Origin of the sequence: Aquibaculum arenosum, assembly GCF_029222965.1 — a bacterium.
GTDB lineage: Bacteria > Pseudomonadota > Alphaproteobacteria > Kiloniellales > DSM-21159 > Aquibaculum > Aquibaculum arenosum.
Window position 1 is genome coordinate 295,636 of the sequence record NZ_JARHUD010000004.1, and the last position, 16,713, is coordinate 312,348.

The following is a 16,713-nucleotide window of genomic DNA, read 5'->3' on the forward strand; positions in this document are numbered from 1 at the left end:
ATGACTCTGCACGAGCCCCGAGGATGGCGCCTCTATCGCCTGGGGCAGTTATTTGACGAGCGCAAGGAGAAAGTCAGCGACAAAGATTTTCCACCGCTTTCCGTAACCATGAATGGCATCGTCCCACAGCTCGAAACTGCTGCTAAGTCAGATGACGGCGATAATCGGAAACTGGTGAAGACCGGAGACTACGTCATCAACAGCCGATCTGACCGCAAAGGCTCAGGAGGAGTTTCAGATTACGACGGATCGGTATCGTTGATCAGTATCGTACTCAAGCCGAAGGGTGTTCATCCGAGCTTCGCACACCACTTACTGCGCTCACGGGCATTTCAAGAGGAGTTCTACCGCTGGGGGCACGGTATCGTTGCCGATCTTTGGACAACGCGTTACGCAGACATGAAGAACATCCGACTGTTCTTGCCTGATCTCCCCACCCAAAAGGCCATCGCGGATTTCCTCGACCGCGAGACCGCCCGCATCGATCAGTTGATCGAGAAGAAGCAGCGGTTTCTAAGCATTGCCGATGAACATTGGTCTGCGACACTGAATCACATCATCTTTCCCCAAAGTCCAGACTGGGAGCATTTGCCTCGCGAGTGGCGCAAGGTGCGCCTAAAGTACCTTACTGACCCAAAGCGCCCGATCATGTACGGCATAGTGCTGCCGGGACCAAACATGGAAGATGGTCCCATGATCGTTAAGGGAGGCGATGTGAAGCCGGGGCGGCTTCACCCGGCCCGCCTTTGCCGAACAACAGTTGAGATTGAGAGCGCCTACGCTCGGTCGCGTTTGAAATCAGGCGATCTTGTTATTTCTATCCGCGGCGGTATCGGGGACGTTGAAATTGTACCTCCGGAGATTCATGGCGCCAATCTGACTCAGGACGCCGCTCGTATTGCACCAAGAGACGGCGTAGACCATGAATGGCTGCGCTTTGCTCTGCTTTCCTCGGCAGTCTTCCACCCGCTTGAAGCACGCTCGCTTGGTGCTGCTGTTCGGGGGATCAACATCTTCGATCTTAAGCGCGTGTTCGTTCCGACGCCGCCGGAGGATCTACAGCGGAAAATCGCAGGCCGGCTAAAGCAACAGGAAGCTAAGCGCTCCCAACTTCGCAGTAAGGTCGAGTTGCATACTAACCGCCTCCGCGAGTTCCGCTCCGCGCTCATCACCGCCGCCGTCACCGGCCAGATCGACGTTGCCACCTGGGGCCGGCGCGGTGAGGCGGATCGGCGGCTGGACGAGATTCAAAAAGATATGACGGCAGGGCTGAGCGTTGCGACCGCTCCGGCCTGACGGGAGACGTGAGGCAATCTGATCAGGTTTTGATTGGAACAAAGACTACAGGGAAACGGGGGCTAGAATGAGTAGAAAATATCAACAGTCTCAATTGCTTGTGCCTCTGTATCGTTCTTGATCGTGTTTTGATCGGGGGAGGGGGAGATGAGAGCACGAAGCGCCAGCAGCATCCATCGCGAGGCGGTGCTGGAAGACCATATCCTGGACCGGCTGGTGGCGGAGCAGGGTTATGAGGCGCGGCCGCCCGAGGTCTTCGACCGGGCGCTGGCCCTGGACCGGGAGCTGGTGCTGCGCTTCCTGCAGGCGACCCAGCCGGAGGCCTGGGAGAAGCTCACGGCGCAGTACGGCGCCAGCGCCGAGGCCGAGTTCTTCAAGCAGCTCGAACGCGCGCTGAAGGATCGCGGGACGCTGGGGGTGCTGCGCCACGGCCTGAAGCTGGTGCCCAACATTCGTTTTGCGCTCTGCTTCTTCCAGCCGGCCTCCAACCTCAACCCGGCGCTCACCCGGCTCTACGAGGCGAACATCCTGAGCGTAATGTCCCAGGTGCGCTACAGCCGCCGGAACGAGAACGCCATCGACCTGGCGCTCTTCGTCAATGGCCTGCCGGTTGCGACCCTGGAGCTGAAGAACCTGCCCACCGGCTCGAGCTTCAGGAACGCCGAAAAGCAGTACAGAAGCGATCGCTCGCCGGCCGGGGAGCCGCTGCTCACCTTCAAGCGCGGCGCGTTGGTGCACTTCGCGGCCGATGAAGACAATGTCTCCATGACCACGCGCCTGTTGAACGGGCGCACGCGCTTCCTGCCGTTCAACCGCGGCAGCGCGGAGGGCGGGGCCGGCAACCCGCCGGTGGCGGACGAATTCCGCATCGCCTACCTCTACCGCGATCTGCCCGAGGGCAAGGCTGTCTTCGGGCGGGAGACCTGGCTGTCGATCATCGGCCGCTTCCTCCATTTGGAGAAGGACGGCAAGGAAACCCTGATCTTCCCGCGCTTTCAGCAGCTCGACGCGGTGACGAAGCTGCTGGCCCACGCGCGGGCCCAGGGGCCGGGGCAGAACTATCTGATCCAGCACTCCGCCGGCTCCGGCAAGTCCAACACCATCGGCTGGACCGCGCACCAGCTCATCACGCTGCACGACGAAGCAGACCAACCAATCTTCAACACGGTCATCATCATCACCGACCGCATCGTGCTCGACCGCCAGCTTCAGAACACCGTCGCCCAGTTCGAGCAGACCAAGGGCGTGGTCAAGAAGATCGACGGCACCTCGCGCCAGCTCAAGCAGGCGATCCAGCAGGGCGCGCGCATCATCATCACCACGATCCAGAAATTCGGCACCAAACACCTTGAGGAGGTGTCGGGGCAGCAGGACCGCCGCTTCGCCATCCTGGTGGACGAGGCGCACAGCTCTCAATCGGGCAAGAGCGCCCAGGCCCTCTCAGAAGCGCTGACCCGCGAGGCGGACTCCAGCGAGGATGTGGAGGACATGATCGCGGCCTATCAGCAGAGCCGCGGGCCGCAGCCCAACATCAGCTACTTCGCCTTCACCGCCACGCCGCGCAACGTGACGCTGGAGCGCTTCGGCACGCCGGGCCCCGACGGGCTGCCCCGGCCCTTCCACCTCTATTCCATGCGCCAGGCCATCGAGGAGGGCTTCATCCTCGACGTGCTGCAGAACTACATGACCTACAAGGCCTACTACGAGCTGGAAAAGGCCATCGAGGACGACCCCGAGCTGCAAGGCCGCAAGGCGCAGCGCCGGGTCGCCCGCTTCGCCTCCCTGCATCCCACCGCGATCGCGCAGAAGGTCGAGGTCATCGTCGAACACTTCCGCCGCCATGTGCAGCGCGAACTCCAGGGTGCCGCCAAGGCGATGGTGGTCACGCAAAGCCGCGAGCACGCCCTGCGCTTCTACTTCAGCCTGCGCGACTACATCGCCGAGCAGGGCTATGGCGACCTGCAGGCGTTGGTGGCCTTCTCCGGCGAGCAGACGCTGGACGGGGAGGTCTGGACCGAGGCCGCCGTGAACGGCTTTGCCGAGACGGAACTGCCGCGCCGCTTCGGTGGGATGGAGTATCAGATCCTGGTGGTGGCGGAGAAGTACCAGACCGGCTTCGACCAGCCCAAACTCTGCGCCATGTACGTCGACCGCAAGCTGGCCGGCCTGCAGGCGGTGCAGACGCTCTCCCGCCTCAACCGCACGATGGCGGGCAAGCAGCGGACCTACATCCTCGACTTCCAGAACTCCATCGAGGACATCCAGGAAGCCTTCAAACCCTTCTTCGAGGCCGCCGCGCTGGAAGAAACCTCGGATCCCAACCAGGTCTACGCCCTGGAGGCGCGGCTGCGCCGCTTCGGGATCATCGACCGCGCGGAGGTGGAGCGCTTTGCCCAGAACTTTTTTAAGGGACTGCTGGATAGCAGCGACCGCGCCCGCCTGAGCGGGCTGGTGCGCCACGCGGTGCAGCGATTCGAGATGGAGGAGGACGAGGGGCGGCAGGAGGAGTTCCGCCAGCTTCTCAAGAGCTTCACGCGCTACTACAGCTTCGTGGCCCAGGTGGTGCGCCTGCAGGACACGGACCTGGAAAAGCTTCACGCCTATGGCCACCTGCTCCTGACACTGCTGCCCGACCGCGAGGTGCCGCCGGACATCGAGATCACCGACGAGATGCTGCGCCTGCACGCCTTCAAGGTGGAGCAGCAGGAAGCCGGCAACGCCTCACTCGCCCGCGGCATGGCGGAACCCCTGCCGCCCATCACCGAATTCGGCGCCAAGCCCTACAGCGAAGACGAAAAGCGCTCCCTCTCGGACATCATCCAGGCCTTCAATGAGCGGCACGGGGCGCAGTTCAGCGAGGAGGACTTTCTGCGCTACGAGACGGTGAAGCGCGACGTCCTCGACGCGGACATGACAGAGATGCTGCGCAACAATCCACCCGACGTGGTCTACAGCGCCTTCGACCAGGCCTTCTTCCGCGGCCTCATCCAGCTCTTTCAGCGCGACGGCGAGATGAAGAATATCCTGCTGTCCGACCCAGAAGTCCGCGGCCAACTCACCCGCCACTTCTTCGCCCGCGCCCTGCGCGAGGTGCGCGAGGAACCGGGGCGGCCCGATGCTTGACTATGACTGAGAAGGAAGCCGCCTCATGCTCATGAGAGCCGTGCACCCCGGCGAGGTCCTCAAGGAGGAGCTGGAAGCCGCCGATGTTACGTCCACGGAGTTCGCGCGCCAGATCGAGGTGCCGCCGAACCGCATTTCGCAGATCATCGCCGGCAAGCGCGCGATCACCGGCGATACGGCGCTGCGCTTTGGTCACTGGTTCGGCGTGGACCCGCAGTTCTGGCTGAACCTGCAAGCGCAATTCGAGCTGGCCGTCGCGCAGCGGGAAAAGGGCGCGGCCATCCGGCAGTTGCCGACCAGGGCTGCGTAAAGCGGATCTGCCTTTAGGAGAATTGCTCGATGTACAGCAATCACCCCCGCCGACCGTACCATCAAGCCGGCGGGGGCGTGGGCGTCACTGCATGCGCATGCCGCCGTCGAGGCGGATGTTGTCGGCGTTGAGCATGGGGTTGGCCAGGATGTGCATGACCAGGCTGGAGAACTCCTCCTCCTTGCCGAAGCGCTTGGGGAAGGGCACCTGGTTGGCGAGGTTTTCCTGCACCTCTTCGGGCATATTGAGCAGCATCGGCGTGGCGAAGAGCCCCGGCGCGATGGTCATGACGCGCACGCCGGACTTGGCGAACTCGCGCGCGGCCGGCAGCATCATGCCGACCACACCGGCCTTGGAGGCGGCATAGGCGACCTGGCCCAACTGGCCCTCGCCGGCGGCGATGGAGGCGGTGTTGACGATCAGGCCGCGCTCGCCGTCCTCGTTCACCGGCTCGGCGCCCAGCATCTCGGCGGCGGCCAGGCGCAGCATGTTGAAGCTGCCCACCAGGTTGATCTCGACGGCCTTGCGGAAGTCCTCCAGCGGCATGGGGCCGTTGCGCCCGACGATGCGCTTGGCCGGGGCGACGCCGGCGCAGTTGACCAGCACCCGGGCCGGCCCGTGCTTCTCGCGCGCTTCGGCCATCACCGCCTCGGCCTGCTCGGCGCTGGTGACGTCGCAGCGGAAGCCGAGGCCGCCGATCTCCTCGGCCACGCGCTTGACGCCTTCCTCGTTGATGTCGAGTACCGCCACCTTGGCGCCGGCCTTTGCCAAGGCCCGGGCGGTGGTCGCCCCCATGCCGGAGCCGCCGCCGGTGACGATCGCGGCCAGTCCTTTCACGTCCATGAGCTGTCTTCCTTATCCTGTGGGAAAGTTCCTGCAAAAAGCTGGCCGCGCCTATAGCACGCCCCCGGCCATCCGGTCACGCCTGTGCAAGGGGGATGGCCTCACACCCCCAGCAGCAAAAAGAGCAGGGACAGCGTGACCAGAGAGAGCAGGGTGGAGAGCAGAATGGCCGAGGTGGCGCGCTGGACATAGACCTCGTAGCTCGAAGCCAGCACGAACATCAGCGCACCGATGGGCAGGGCCGCCTGGATGATCGCGGAGAAGGCCCAGACCCGCTCCAGCTCGAAAACCACCAGCGCCAGCCAGGCCACCAGGGCCGGCAAGGCCACCAGCTTCAGCAGGCAGATCCACAAGACCTCACCCAGCCCGGCGCGCAGCGACTTGCCCACCATGAAGAGCCCGATGGCAAAAAGCGCGCAAGGGCCCGCGGCGGCGCCCAGGATGTCCATGAAGTTGCCCACCGAGGCGGGCAGGGGCAGCCCGCCCCAGGACCAGAGCAAACCGGCGGCGGCTGAGAGGAAGAGTGGGTTCTTACCCACCCCGGCGCCGGCCTTGCGCACCACCTGCAGGGCGCCTTGGCCCTGAGCGCGCACCACCTCCAGCACCACCACCCCGGCGACGATCACCAGGGCACCGTTGATGATGGTGGTGATCACCGCCGGCAGCACCCCCTCCTGCCCGAAGGCGAGCTGCAGCAGCGGCACGCCCATGTAGCCGGTGTTGGAGAAGATGGCCGAAAAGCCGTGCATGGCGTTGAACTCGATCCCACCGGGAAAGGCGAAGCGGGCGATGATCGCGGCCAGGAAGAAGATCGCCAGCAGGCCGAGGCCGAAAACGGCGATGAAGTCCCAGTAGAAAACGTCGGCCAGGGGCGTGCGCGCCAGCGAGCCGAAGAAAAGCGCGGGCAGGGCGGCGTAGTAGACGAATCCGTTCAGCGCCTGGCTGGAGTCCTGCCCCAGGATGCCGGCGCGACCGCTGAGATAGCCGGCGGCCATGATGGCAAAGACCGGCAGGACGACATTGACGATGGCTTCCATGACGCGGCGCAGACTGTCGCTGCAACGCCCGGCTGTCCAGACATGAAGCAGACGACGAGACCGGATCGCAATTAATCTGAACCACTCCTGGTTCAGATTAATTGCGTGAATCCGCTCTCCAACAAAGAGATAGAGCCATGCAAGCGGTGCAAGTGCACCGGGAGTGTTCACTCCGCTGCCCGGCGCAGCCGTGCCACCCCGCCGGGCGGGCTTTCCTGTTTCCGCGCTTGCCGCCGTGCGCGCCAGCTCTGGATGTTGGCCCGGAACATCAGGGCGCAGGGCGTGAAGATCAGCGTCAGCAGCGTGGAAAAGGCGAGCCCGAAGGCAATCGCGGTGGCAAGCTGCTGCCACCACTGGGTCGAGGGTGCGCCGAACTGCACGTTGCGGCCGAAAAAGTCGACATTGACCCCCAGCACCATGGGCATGAGGCCCAGGATGGTGGTGATGGTGGTCAGCAGCACCGGCCGCAGGCGCTGCGCCCCGGTGCGCAGAATCGCCTCGAAGGGTTCGGAAGCCTCCTGCTTCAGGCGATCGAAGGTGTCGATCAGCACGATGTTGTTGTTCACCACGATGCCAGCCAGCGCGATCACACCGATGCCGCTCATCACGATACCAAAGGGCTGGCCGGTGATCAGCAGGCCCAGCATCACGCCGATGGTGGACATGACGACGGCGGAGAGGATCAACCCGGTGCTGTAGAAGGAGTTGAACTGCGTGACCAGGATGATGGCCATGAGGAAAAGCGCCACCAGGAAGGCCTTGCTGAGGAACTCGCCGGCGGCGCGCTGCTCCTCATCCTCGCCGCGGAAGGTCACGCTGACCATCGGGTCGAGCTCTACGCCCGCCAGCGCGGCGCGCAGCTCCTGCACCTTGTCGTCGGCCAGAATGCCCGGTGCCACGTCACTGCGGATGGTCATGGCGCGGTTGCCATCGACCCGGCGCAGCAGGGAAGTCTTGGGCTCTGGGCGCAGGGTGATGAAGTTGGCGATGGGGACCAGGCCGTTCTCGGTCTGCACACGGATGCGGTCCAGGTGGCTGGTGTTGCGATAGTCCTCGGGCAGGCGCACGACGATATCGATTTCCTCATCAGCCCGGTCCGGCCGGTAGTTGCCGATCTCCAGCCCGCGGGTGGCCATCTGGACGTAGGAGCCGACGAGCTGCACGTCGGCATCGAACTTGGCCGCCTGGGCACGGTCGACCCGCATCTCCCACTCGATGCCCGGGACCGGCCGCCCATCCTCCAGGTCGATAAAGCCGCCCAGGTCAGCCATCACCCCCAGGATGCGATCGATGGTGGGTTCGATGCGCGCCGGGTCGGAGGAGGAGACCTGAATCTGGATCGGCTTGCCCACCGGCGGGCCCGCTTCCTGCTCGCGCAGCTCGATGGAGATGCCGGCCAGATGCGCGCTGCGCTCGCGGATCTCCGCCAGGATTTCCTCGGCGCCGCGCCGTGCGAACCAGTCGACGAACTCGAGCTGGATCGTGCCCACCAGATCCTCCGGCTCCTCGTCGTTCGTCTGTCCCGAACTGGCGACGGAACGGGCATAGATGGAATGAAACTCGCCGCGCTCGGCTTGGAGTTCGAGCACCTGCTGCTCCACCTCGCGCAGCAAGGCATCGCGCTCGTGAATCGAGAGGTTGCCGCGGCCGTGGACCCAAAGCGAGACATTCTCCGGCTCGACACTGGGGAAGAACTCGACCCCGCGCCCGAATGTGGCATAGGCGAACTGCACGGCCACCAGCAGCGCCACCGAAGCCAGCAGGATCTTGCCAGGATGGCGCAAGGTGGCGCGCAGCACCCGGATGTAGGCCCCGGTGACGCCTCCCAGGCGGCTGAGGTCCCCACTTTCGCCCGCTGCCAGCGCACGCATGCGGCTGGCCTCCACAGGCGCACCCGACTTGCCGACCAGGGACCCTAGGGTCGGCACGAAGATCAGCGCCATGAACAGCGACGCGGTGAGCGTGGCCAGCAGAGTGATCGGCAGGAACTTCATGAACTCACCCACCAGCCCCGGCCAGAAGAGCAGCGGGAGGAAGGCGGCCAGAGTGGTGGCGGTGGCGGCAATGATCGGCCAGGCCATGCGCTTGGCGGCCAGCGCATAGGCTTCGCGCCGCGGCAGCCCCTCGACCAGCTTACGATCGGCATACTCGGTCACGACGATGGCGCCGTCCACCAGCATGCCCACGGCGAGGATCAGGCTGAACAGCACCACGATGTTGACCGTCAGTCCGGCGACCGCCAGCACCAGGATGCCGGTGAGGAAGGAGCCCGGGATGGCCACGCCCACCAGTCCGGCCGAGCGAAGCCCCAGCGCGGCGACGATCACCACCATCACCAGGATGATCGCGCTTAGCACATTGTTCTGCAGGTCGCTCAGCATGGTGGCGATCTGGGTCGACTTGTCCTGGCTGTAGCTGACCTCGAGCCCAGCCGGCCAGGAGGCGCGCTCGCGCTCGATCAGCGCCTTCACCGCCTCGATGGTTTCGATGATGTTCGTGCCGGTGCGCTTGGAAATCTCGAGCGCCAGCGCCGGCTTGCCGTTGACCCGCGCGAAATCCTCCGGGTCCTTGAAGGTGGCGTTCAGGTGGCCGACGTCGCGAAACCGGATCACCGCATCGCCCTCGGTCTTCACCGGCATGTTGAGGATGTCGTTCACGTCCTCGAAGAGCCCCGGCACTGTAACCGGGAAGCGTCCGCGGCCCGTGTCCATCTCGCCCGCAGCGACGACCCGGTTGTTGCGGCTGACTGATTCCAGGATGCCCGGGGCGTTCAGGCCATAGCTTTCCAGCACCAGCGGATCGACGATCAGTTCCACCAGTTCCTCGCGGTCGCCGCCGATCTCAGCTTCCAGGACCGTGGGGATGCCCTCGATCCGGTCGCGCAGCTCGCGGGCGATGCGCAGCAGGCTGCGCTCCGGCACCTTGCCGCCCAGGGTCACCACCAGCACCGGAAAGAGGCTGAGGTTGACCTCGTGCACTCGCGGTTCGTCGGCATCGCCGGGCAGCTCGGCCTTGGCGATGTCCACCTTCTCGCGCACGTCCGCCATGGCTGTTGCGACATCGAAGCCCGCCTCGAACTCCAGCAGCACCATGCCGCCGCCGAGATAGGCGGTGGAGCGCATCTCCTTCTTGCCCTCGATGGCAGTCAGTTCCTGCTCCATCGGGCGGATCAGCAGGCGCTCCGCATCCTCGGGCGAAATGCCCGACTGGCTGAGGGAGACATAGACGATCGGGATGTTGACGTCGGGCTCTGCCTCCTTGGGAATGCTCAGGTAGGCATAGGTTCCCGCGATCAGCAGCAGCGTCAGCGTCGCCAGCACGGTGCGGGCATGACCGAGCGCCGCATCGATCAGGCTGTTCATGCGCCCGCTCCAGGCTGCCCGGCTGCCACCTCGGCCTCATCCACGGGCGTCACCTGCTGGCCATCCAGCACGAACTCCTGACCCACGGTGATCAGCGTCACCTCGTCCGGCAAGCCGGCGACCCAAAGCCCCTCGGGCCGCTGCTCGATGATGGTGACGGGGTGGAAGACGACGCGATCCTCCTCGTCAACGGCGCGCACGCCGACCGTCCCGTCATCGGCCAGCACCAGAATGGCCGGGGACACCAAGTGGGCCGGCACCACCTCCAGCGGCAGGCGCAACTCGGCCGTCACGCCCGCGGGAAAGAGGTTGCTCGGGTTGGGAATGGCCAGCTCCACCCGGAAGGTGCGGGTGGTCTCTTCGGCGGTGCGGGCGATGTAGCGCAGCCGGCCTTCGGCCTCTCGCCCGTCGGCCAGGCGTGCCGTCCCCCGGTCTCCCACCGAGAGATCGCCGATGTCACGCTCATTGACCATCGCGACCACAAGAAGGGGATCGAGATCCACCAGGCGGGCCACGCTATCGCCCTCGCGCAGAAAATCGCCCAACTCGGCGGAGCGCTCCTCCAGCACACCGGCAAAGGGGGCGCGGACCTCGAGCTGTTCCAGGGCGAGTTCCGCCCGGCGCAGCGCAGCGCGCGCCTGCTGCATCTCCGCCCGCGCGGCAGCGTGCTGGGTTTCGGCGGTATGGCCGCGCTGGAGGAGGCGATCGGCAGCGTTGAATTCCAGCTCTCGCGAAGCCAGGCGCGCGCGGGCTTCTTCGACCGCTGCGCTGCGGTCGCGGTCGGCAAGGCGTGCGATCAAGGCGCCTTCCTCCAGCACCTCGCCCTTCTCCCCGGGCAGTTCGACGACCGCGCCCGACTGTTCGGCGCGGATCTGCACCTCGCGCGTCATTTCGGTGCGCCCGTTGATGACCAACTCGAGGGTGTGGGGCTCGGCCTGCTGTGTGCGTACGCGTACGTCCGGCCGCTGCTCGCTACGGTCGAGCGTGGCCGGCGCCTTCTGCATGTCGGGTCCGCCGTCCTGACTCAACAGCGGACCGGAGACCACCCAGAGGGTGGCGCCGACGGCGATCAGGATGGCAAGAAGAAGCGAGCGGTTCATCTGTGGTCTCTTTAAGCCGCGTTCGGCGCTATTCGGCGGCGCGCTTGCTGCTGGGCGCGGAGGCTGCGTTCAGGTCCCTGGCCAGCTTGGAGCGGTTGCGACGGAGGTAGTCGAGACAGCCGCCGTAATGGGTCCGACCCAGACCATGCAGGAAGACGGCACAAGGCGAGTCCGCGCGGGGCTCGCAGGCCTCTACCTGGGAAAGTTTCGCTTCGAGCTCGGCGATTCGGGCATCGATCATCTCCAGAACCAGGTCGGGCGGCAGCAGGTCCCCGTGCAAGAGCGTGAAGAGAAAGTCCGAGCGCAGGCGATCTGGAGAGGGGGCCTGGCTCAGCGCCTCCAGCAGGCGGCTGCGGCCTTCGTCGGTCAGCGCGTGAATTCGCTTCGCCGGGCGCCTGGTCGGGGTGCAATCCGTCGTGGCGACAGCCCCATCCTCGTTCAGCCGCTGCAGCGCCGGGTAAATCGAGCCGAAGCCGGTGTCCTGGAACAGGCAATAGGGCGGCTGCTCCAGAGTTTTCTTGATCTCGTAGCCGCTGGCTGGCCCGCGGGAGAGGACGGCAAGGCACAGGGTTTTGGTGTCCATCGGGCGGCCCTCCTGAGGCAACTCCATCGAGGAGCAACAGCCCTGCAGGGGCGCGCTAACCTCTCGGCCCGATATATATCAGATCGATATAATATTCGAGTGCGGAATGATCCCGGTTTCCGCAAGATCCCTGCGATCCAGACGGCCACACGCAGGATTCTTACTCGCTTCTGCCGCCGCTTGTCCCTGCACCGCCGCTGAGGCCTTGCACCAGGTTCATCAGGTCGCCCGGAAGCGGGAATATGATGGTGTTGGAGCGCTCGTTGGCAACGCTGTAGAGCGTGGAGAAGTAGCGCAGCGTCATGGCTTCCGGCCGTCCGCCGAGGATCTCCGCCGCCTCGAGCAGCTTGGCGGCGGCCTGCTGCTCGCCTTCGGCGTCGATGATGCGTGCCCGGCGGTTGCGCTCGGCCTCGGCCTGGCGGGCGATGGCCCGCACCATGGACTCATCGATGTCCACATGCTTGATCTCGACGTTCGACACCTTGATGCCCCAGGAGTCGGTCTGAGAGTCGAGGATCCCCTGGATGTCGTCGTTGAGTTTGTCCCGCTCCGAGAGCATCTCGTCGAGCTCGTGCTTGCCCAGCACGGAGCGCAGGGTGGTCTGGGCCAGTTCGCTGGTGGCCTGCAGGTAGTTTTCGACCTGGATGGTGGCGCGGTCCGGGGCGATCACCCGGGCATAGATCACCGCGTTGACCTTCACCGAGACATTGTCGTGGCTGATCACGTCCTGGCTCGGCACGTCGAGCACCACGGTGCGCATGTCCACCCGCACCATCTGCTGGACGTAGGGAATGAGCAGGATCAGGCCGGGGCCCTTCACGCCGGTGAAGCGGCCCAGGGTGAAGACCACCGCGCGCTCGTACTCCCGCATGATCTTGATCGCTGCTGAGAGGAAGAGGATCAGCAGGAAGAGCAACGCGACATAGGTGATGAGGTCGAAGGGCAGGTCCATGGTCTTCACTCCCCTGTGCGGGTGTCGGGTTCAACGGTCAGGGTCAGGCCATCGAGGGCCGTAATGCGGACCTTCTGTCCGGGTGTCAGAGGCCCGGAGGCCCGCGCCTGCCAGATCTCACCGTGGGCGTGGACGCGCCCGTGCGTGCCCTTCCACCGGCGCACCTCGCCGCGGCTGCCGATCAACTCCTCACGGCCGGAAACCACCGGTCGGCGGAAGGAGCGGGCGGCGAGGCGCAGCACCACTGCGAGCAGCAGCAGCGACAGGCCGGTCATGGCGCCGATGGTCCAGTAGGAGAGCTCGAAGCCGGGGACATCCGCGCCGTCGAACAGCATCGCCGCCCCCAGCGCGAAGGAGACCGCGCCGCCGATGCCCAGCACCCCGAAGGAGGGCACGAAGGCCTCGGCGGTCATCAGCACCACGCCCAGGAGCAGCAGACCGAGCCCGGCATAGTCGATGGGCAGGATGGTCAGCGAGAAGAGGCCGAGCAGGAGGCTGATGGCCCCCACGGTGCCGGGGTAGAGCGCGCCGGGGTTGGAGAACTCGAAGATCAGGCCGTAGATGCCGATCATCATCAGCACCAGCGCCAGGTTGGGGTTGCTGATGATCGCTAGAAGCTGCGCGCGCCAGTCCGGCGCCTGCTCCTCAATCGTCATGCTTTCGGTGGACAGCGCCCTGGTCTCGCCGCGCTCCATGACCACCGAGCGGCTGTCGAGTTGTTCGAGCAGGTCTGCCGGATCCTCGGCGATCACATCCACGACATTCTCGGCCAGCGCTTCCGTCGCCGGCAGGCTGGCAGCCTCGCGCACCGCCTTCTCCGCCCACTCGGCGTTGCGGCCATGCAGATCGGCCAGGCCACGGATGTAGGCCACGGCGTCTTCGACCATCTTGGCCGACATGGCATCGGGTGCGTTCTCGCTGGAGCCGCCTTCCGCCGTTTCCTCGCCCGCTTCCTCTTCCGGCTCCGGGCTGTCACCATCGCTTTGCAGCGAGACGCTGGCGCCGACGCGCACTGGTGTGGCGGCGCCCAGAGTGGTGCCCGGGGCCATGGCGGCAACGTGACTTGCATAGAGCAGGTAGGTGCCGGCGCTGGCGGCTCGCGCGCCGCGCGGCCAGACCCAGGTGGCCACCGGCACCGGCGAGGCCAGGATCTCCCGGATCATCTGGCGCATGGAACTGTCGAGCCCGCCGGGTGTGTCCAGGCGCAGGATGACGAGGTCATGCCCCTCGTCGCGGGCGTCGGCGAGGCTGCGGGACAGATAGTCGGCACTGGCCGGGCCGATCGCGCCGTCCCAGCTCAACAAGAGCGCGCTGGTGGGGCGGCCCGCGTCAGCAGTTTCCGCTTCCTGGCCGACCCCTGGGAGCGCGGGCAACAGGAGAGCCAGCAGGAGCAGCAGCGACCAGAGCAGCACGAGCGGGGCGCGGGGCCCCCGCTTTCCAAGCCTTACCGGTCGATCCGGCTGCATGCTGGACTCCTTCCGCTCTGCTGTCTCAGGGCACCCTTTGAGAGATTTTGTTTCTGCGTGCCCCGATCAAGCTGATTCTCCCCGATGGCTAGGCTCGCGCACGCCCCAGAGCAGTGCAAAGCCCAGGATCAGGAACAGCATGATGGACGCCATGCCCGCGCGCTGGCTCTCGAAGAGCCCGGTTGTGAAGGCCAGCACGGCGGGGCCGAGAAAGGCAATGGCCTTGCCGGACAGCGCATAAAGCCCGAACATTTCTCCTTCCAGACCCTGCGGCGCAAGCTGCGCCATCAAGGCCCGGCTGGCCGCCTGCACCGGCCCGAAGAAGATGCCCAGCATCAGGCCGAAGACCCAGAACCAGAACACCGATTGCAGCAACACCAGCACGATGCCGATCAGCAACATCCCGACAAGGGAGATCTGGATGCTTCGCTTGCTGCCGATCATGTCGATGATCCAGGCAAAGGCGAAGGCGCCGAGACCGGCGGTGATATTGAGTCCGATGCCAAACAGCACGATCTGATCGAAACCCATGCCGAAGGTACCGGCAGCATAGATGGCGCCGAAAGCAAAGACGGTGTTCAGCCCGTCGTTGTAGAGCATGCGCGCGAGCAGGAAGCGGGCGACGTTGCGATAGCGCGGCAGGTTGCGCGCGGTTTGCAGCAGCTGCCGCAGTCCGCGCCGCACCGCCTGGCCCAGGGGCACGCCTGTCGCTTTGCGGTCGGGCACAAAGAAGAACAGCGGCAGGCCGAAGAGGAACCACCAGCCTGCAACGACCAGCGCGGAGACGCGCACGTGTTCCGATGTCTCCCGGTCGAGCCCGAAAAGCGGCTGCTCAGGCTGAACGAACAGCACCAGGATCAGCACCAGCGAGGCCAGCCCACCAGCGTAGCCTGCCGACCAGCCCCAGCCGGACAGCCGCCCCAGGCGACCGGGAGGCGCCACGTCCGGCAGCATGGCGTTGTAGAAGATCAGGGAGAACTCATAGGTCGCCGAGCCCAGCGCGAAGAAGACCAGCGCCCAGAGGACGTAGTCATTGGATGGCTGGGTGAACCAGAGCATGGCGCAAGCAGCCATGCACAGGCCGGAAAAGCCGGCCAGCCACGGCTTGCGCCGGCCGCCCTGGTCAGCCACGGCCCCGAAGATCGGGCTCAGCAGGATGATGAAAAGTCCGGCGATCGAGAGGGCATAGCCCCACTGTGCCGTACCCTCCACCTCGTTGATGGCCACCACCTGGGTAAAGAAGGTGGCGAAGATGAAGGTCTCGATGATGGTGGGATAGCCCTGGTTGGCCCAATCGTAGAGGCACCAGGCCGCCTGCGCGCGTCGGCTCGTGGGCGGGCGCTGCTGCGCCGAGTATGGATTGCCTGGTGCTAGCTCGCTTGGTGGTGCCTCGCCTTTCTGGGCCATTTGCCATCCCTTGGTGGTGTTACGCGCTGAGCTATAGCAGACCTCCGGCGGCACGGGCCAAACCTTCCGCTCTGCTGCTGCACAGCGGCTCGACGTGCAGTCGCGTCACCCCTATCTAGCGGAGGGGAAGTGATGACGAGCGAGAGGTGAGCACAATATGCCAACGATCCCCGATTTTCCGCGCTTTCGACCGCGCGCGCCCTGGTGGGGCGGGGATCTGCAAACCCTGCGCAACACGCTGCTTCGCCGTGCGCCCAGTCTGGAGCACTGGCCGGGCGAGCCCCTGCGGGTAGCGCTGTCCGACGGCGACCAGCTCTTTGCCACCCGCCATTGTCCTGAGCATGGCGAGGCCCGGCCCACCGTGGTGCTGATCCACGGGCTGACCGGAAGCGAGGACTCAACCTATATCCGCGCCTCGGCCGCTTACTTTCTGGAGCGCGGCTGGCCGGTCATCCGTATGAACCTGCGTGGCGCCGGGCCGTCGGCGCCCTATTGCCGCAGCGCCTACCACGCCGGGCGCAGCGAAGACTTGCGTGCCTTCCTGGCCGGACTTACGCAGCAGGACCCGCAGATCCGCCGCCACGGCGTGCTGCCGCTCGCCTATTCGCTGGGGGCCAACATGCTGCTCAAGTTCCTGGCCGAGCGGGATTTTCCCGTACCGCTGCCTGGTGCCGTAGCGGTTTCCGCTCCCATCGATCTCGAAGCGGCATCGCGGGCGATTGCCCGGCCGCGCAACGCACTCTATCAGCGTTATCTTCTCGCCTGCCTGCGCGCCGAGTTCCGCCGCTGGCCGCTCGACTTGAGCGTGGAGGAGCGTCGGGAGGTGCTGTCCGCGCGCACGCTGCTGGCGTTCGACGAGGTCTGGACCGCCCGGCGCAACGGCTTCGCCGGCGCGCTCGACTACTACCGCCGCAGTTCCGCCGCGCCGCTGCTCCCGAAGATCCAAGTGCCCACGCTCCTGCTGCACGCGGCCGATGATCCCTGGATTCCGGCCGCGCCGCATTTGCAGGCGGCAGAGCACGCCTCACCACTGCAGGTGCTGGTCGCGCCCTCGGGCGGGCATGTGGGCTTTCACGCCGCCGATGATCCGCGGTCCTGGCACGATCGTTGCGCCGAGCGCTTTTTCCGCCAGCTTGCCGCCGGGGACGGCGTGGCGGCCGCGTCGTGACGGCGCCCGGGAAGCTGCTATAACAGCCGCCCCAGGGCGTGGCCCCGGATCTCAAGCAGCAGGAGC

Annotated in this window: 12 protein-coding genes; 4 read left to right on the forward strand and 8 right to left on the reverse strand. The window is 65.6% G+C overall.

Annotation, left to right across the window (positions count from 1 at the left end; translation table 11 throughout):
• From P2G67_RS08560 to P2G67_RS08570, 3 genes are all read left to right on the forward strand, one after another.
• On the forward strand, positions 1-1,296 hold the full coding sequence (locus tag P2G67_RS08560) for a restriction endonuclease subunit S (protein ID WP_275822026.1): 1,296 nt from the start codon (positions 1-3) through the stop codon (positions 1,294-1,296).
• Positions 1,297-1,443: 147 nt separating this feature from the next.
• The gene (locus P2G67_RS08565) at positions 1,444-4,419 is read left to right on the forward strand and encodes a type I restriction endonuclease subunit R (protein WP_275822028.1); all 2,976 of its coding nucleotides are present in this window, start codon (positions 1,444-1,446) and stop codon (positions 4,417-4,419) included.
• 25 nt (positions 4,420-4,444) lie between these two features.
• On the forward strand, positions 4,445-4,729 hold the full coding sequence (locus tag P2G67_RS08570) for a HigA family addiction module antitoxin (protein ID WP_275822030.1): 285 nt from the start codon (positions 4,445-4,447) through the stop codon (positions 4,727-4,729).
• Between the two features lie 84 nt (positions 4,730-4,813).
• Here P2G67_RS08570 and P2G67_RS08575 read toward each other — a convergent pair whose 3' ends face one another.
• From P2G67_RS08575 to P2G67_RS08610, 8 genes are all read right to left on the reverse strand, one after another.
• Positions 4,814-5,572: an SDR family NAD(P)-dependent oxidoreductase gene (locus P2G67_RS08575; protein ID WP_275822032.1), complete on the reverse strand. Its 759-nt coding sequence runs from the start codon at positions 5,570-5,572 to the stop codon at positions 4,814-4,816.
• A 101-nt stretch (positions 5,573-5,673) separates the two neighbouring features.
• Positions 5,674-6,609, reverse strand: a complete 936-nt coding sequence (locus P2G67_RS08580) for an AEC family transporter (protein ID WP_275822034.1) — start codon at positions 6,607-6,609, stop codon at positions 5,674-5,676.
• Positions 6,610-6,776: 167 nt separating this feature from the next.
• Positions 6,777-9,971 (reverse strand): efflux RND transporter permease subunit, encoded by a 3,195-nt coding sequence (locus P2G67_RS08585; protein ID WP_275822036.1) that lies wholly within the window; start codon positions 9,969-9,971, stop codon positions 6,777-6,779.
• On the reverse strand, positions 9,968-11,071 hold the full coding sequence (locus tag P2G67_RS08590; protein WP_275822038.1) for an efflux RND transporter periplasmic adaptor subunit: 1,104 nt from the start codon (positions 11,069-11,071) through the stop codon (positions 9,968-9,970). Before P2G67_RS08590 ends, P2G67_RS08585 begins: the two co-directional genes overlap by 4 nt.
• Positions 11,072-11,099: 28 nt before the next feature.
• The gene (locus P2G67_RS08595; protein WP_275822040.1) at positions 11,100-11,654 is read right to left on the reverse strand and encodes a PadR family transcriptional regulator; all 555 of its coding nucleotides are present in this window, start codon (positions 11,652-11,654) and stop codon (positions 11,100-11,102) included.
• A 160-nt stretch (positions 11,655-11,814) separates the two neighbouring features.
• Positions 11,815-12,606, reverse strand: a complete 792-nt coding sequence (locus tag P2G67_RS08600; protein WP_275822042.1) for a slipin family protein — start codon at positions 12,604-12,606, stop codon at positions 11,815-11,817.
• Between the two features lie 5 nt (positions 12,607-12,611).
• Positions 12,612-14,072 (reverse strand): NfeD family protein, encoded by a 1,461-nt coding sequence (locus P2G67_RS08605; protein WP_275822044.1) that lies wholly within the window; start codon positions 14,070-14,072, stop codon positions 12,612-12,614.
• 66 nt (positions 14,073-14,138) lie between these two features.
• Positions 14,139-15,479: an MFS transporter gene (locus P2G67_RS08610; RefSeq protein WP_275822046.1), complete on the reverse strand. Its 1,341-nt coding sequence runs from the start codon at positions 15,477-15,479 to the stop codon at positions 14,139-14,141.
• Between the two features lie 157 nt (positions 15,480-15,636).
• Between P2G67_RS08610 and P2G67_RS08615 the strand changes: the two genes are divergently transcribed.
• Positions 15,637-16,647 (forward strand): YheT family hydrolase, encoded by a 1,011-nt coding sequence (locus P2G67_RS08615; protein WP_275822048.1) that lies wholly within the window; start codon positions 15,637-15,639, stop codon positions 16,645-16,647.
• The last annotated feature ends 66 nt before the right edge of the window (positions 16,648-16,713 follow it).

Coding starts and splice junctions, on each gene's coding strand:
- P2G67_RS08595 (WP_275822040.1), bottom strand. CDS start 11,654: ATGGACACCAAAACCCTGTGCCTTGCCGTCCTCTCCCGCGGGCCAGCC.
- P2G67_RS08560 (WP_275822026.1), top strand. CDS start 1: ATGACTCTGCACGAGCCCCGAGGATGGCGCCTCTATCGCCTGGGGCAG.
- P2G67_RS08610 (WP_275822046.1), bottom strand. CDS start 15,479: ATGGCCCAGAAAGGCGAGGCACCACCAAGCGAGCTAGCACCAGGCAAT.
- P2G67_RS08570 (WP_275822030.1), top strand. CDS start 4,445: ATGCTCATGAGAGCCGTGCACCCCGGCGAGGTCCTCAAGGAGGAGCTG.
- P2G67_RS08585 (WP_275822036.1), bottom strand. CDS start 9,971: ATGAACAGCCTGATCGATGCGGCGCTCGGTCATGCCCGCACCGTGCTG.
- P2G67_RS08565 (WP_275822028.1), top strand. CDS start 1,444: ATGAGAGCACGAAGCGCCAGCAGCATCCATCGCGAGGCGGTGCTGGAA.
- P2G67_RS08615 (WP_275822048.1), top strand. CDS start 15,637: ATGCCAACGATCCCCGATTTTCCGCGCTTTCGACCGCGCGCGCCCTGG.
- P2G67_RS08600 (WP_275822042.1), bottom strand. CDS start 12,606: ATGGACCTGCCCTTCGACCTCATCACCTATGTCGCGTTGCTCTTCCTG.
- P2G67_RS08605 (WP_275822044.1), bottom strand. CDS start 14,072: ATGCAGCCGGATCGACCGGTAAGGCTTGGAAAGCGGGGGCCCCGCGCC.
- P2G67_RS08575 (WP_275822032.1), bottom strand. CDS start 5,572: ATGGACGTGAAAGGACTGGCCGCGATCGTCACCGGCGGCGGCTCCGGC.
- P2G67_RS08590 (WP_275822038.1), bottom strand. CDS start 11,071: ATGAACCGCTCGCTTCTTCTTGCCATCCTGATCGCCGTCGGCGCCACC.
- P2G67_RS08580 (WP_275822034.1), bottom strand. CDS start 6,609: ATGGAAGCCATCGTCAATGTCGTCCTGCCGGTCTTTGCCATCATGGCC.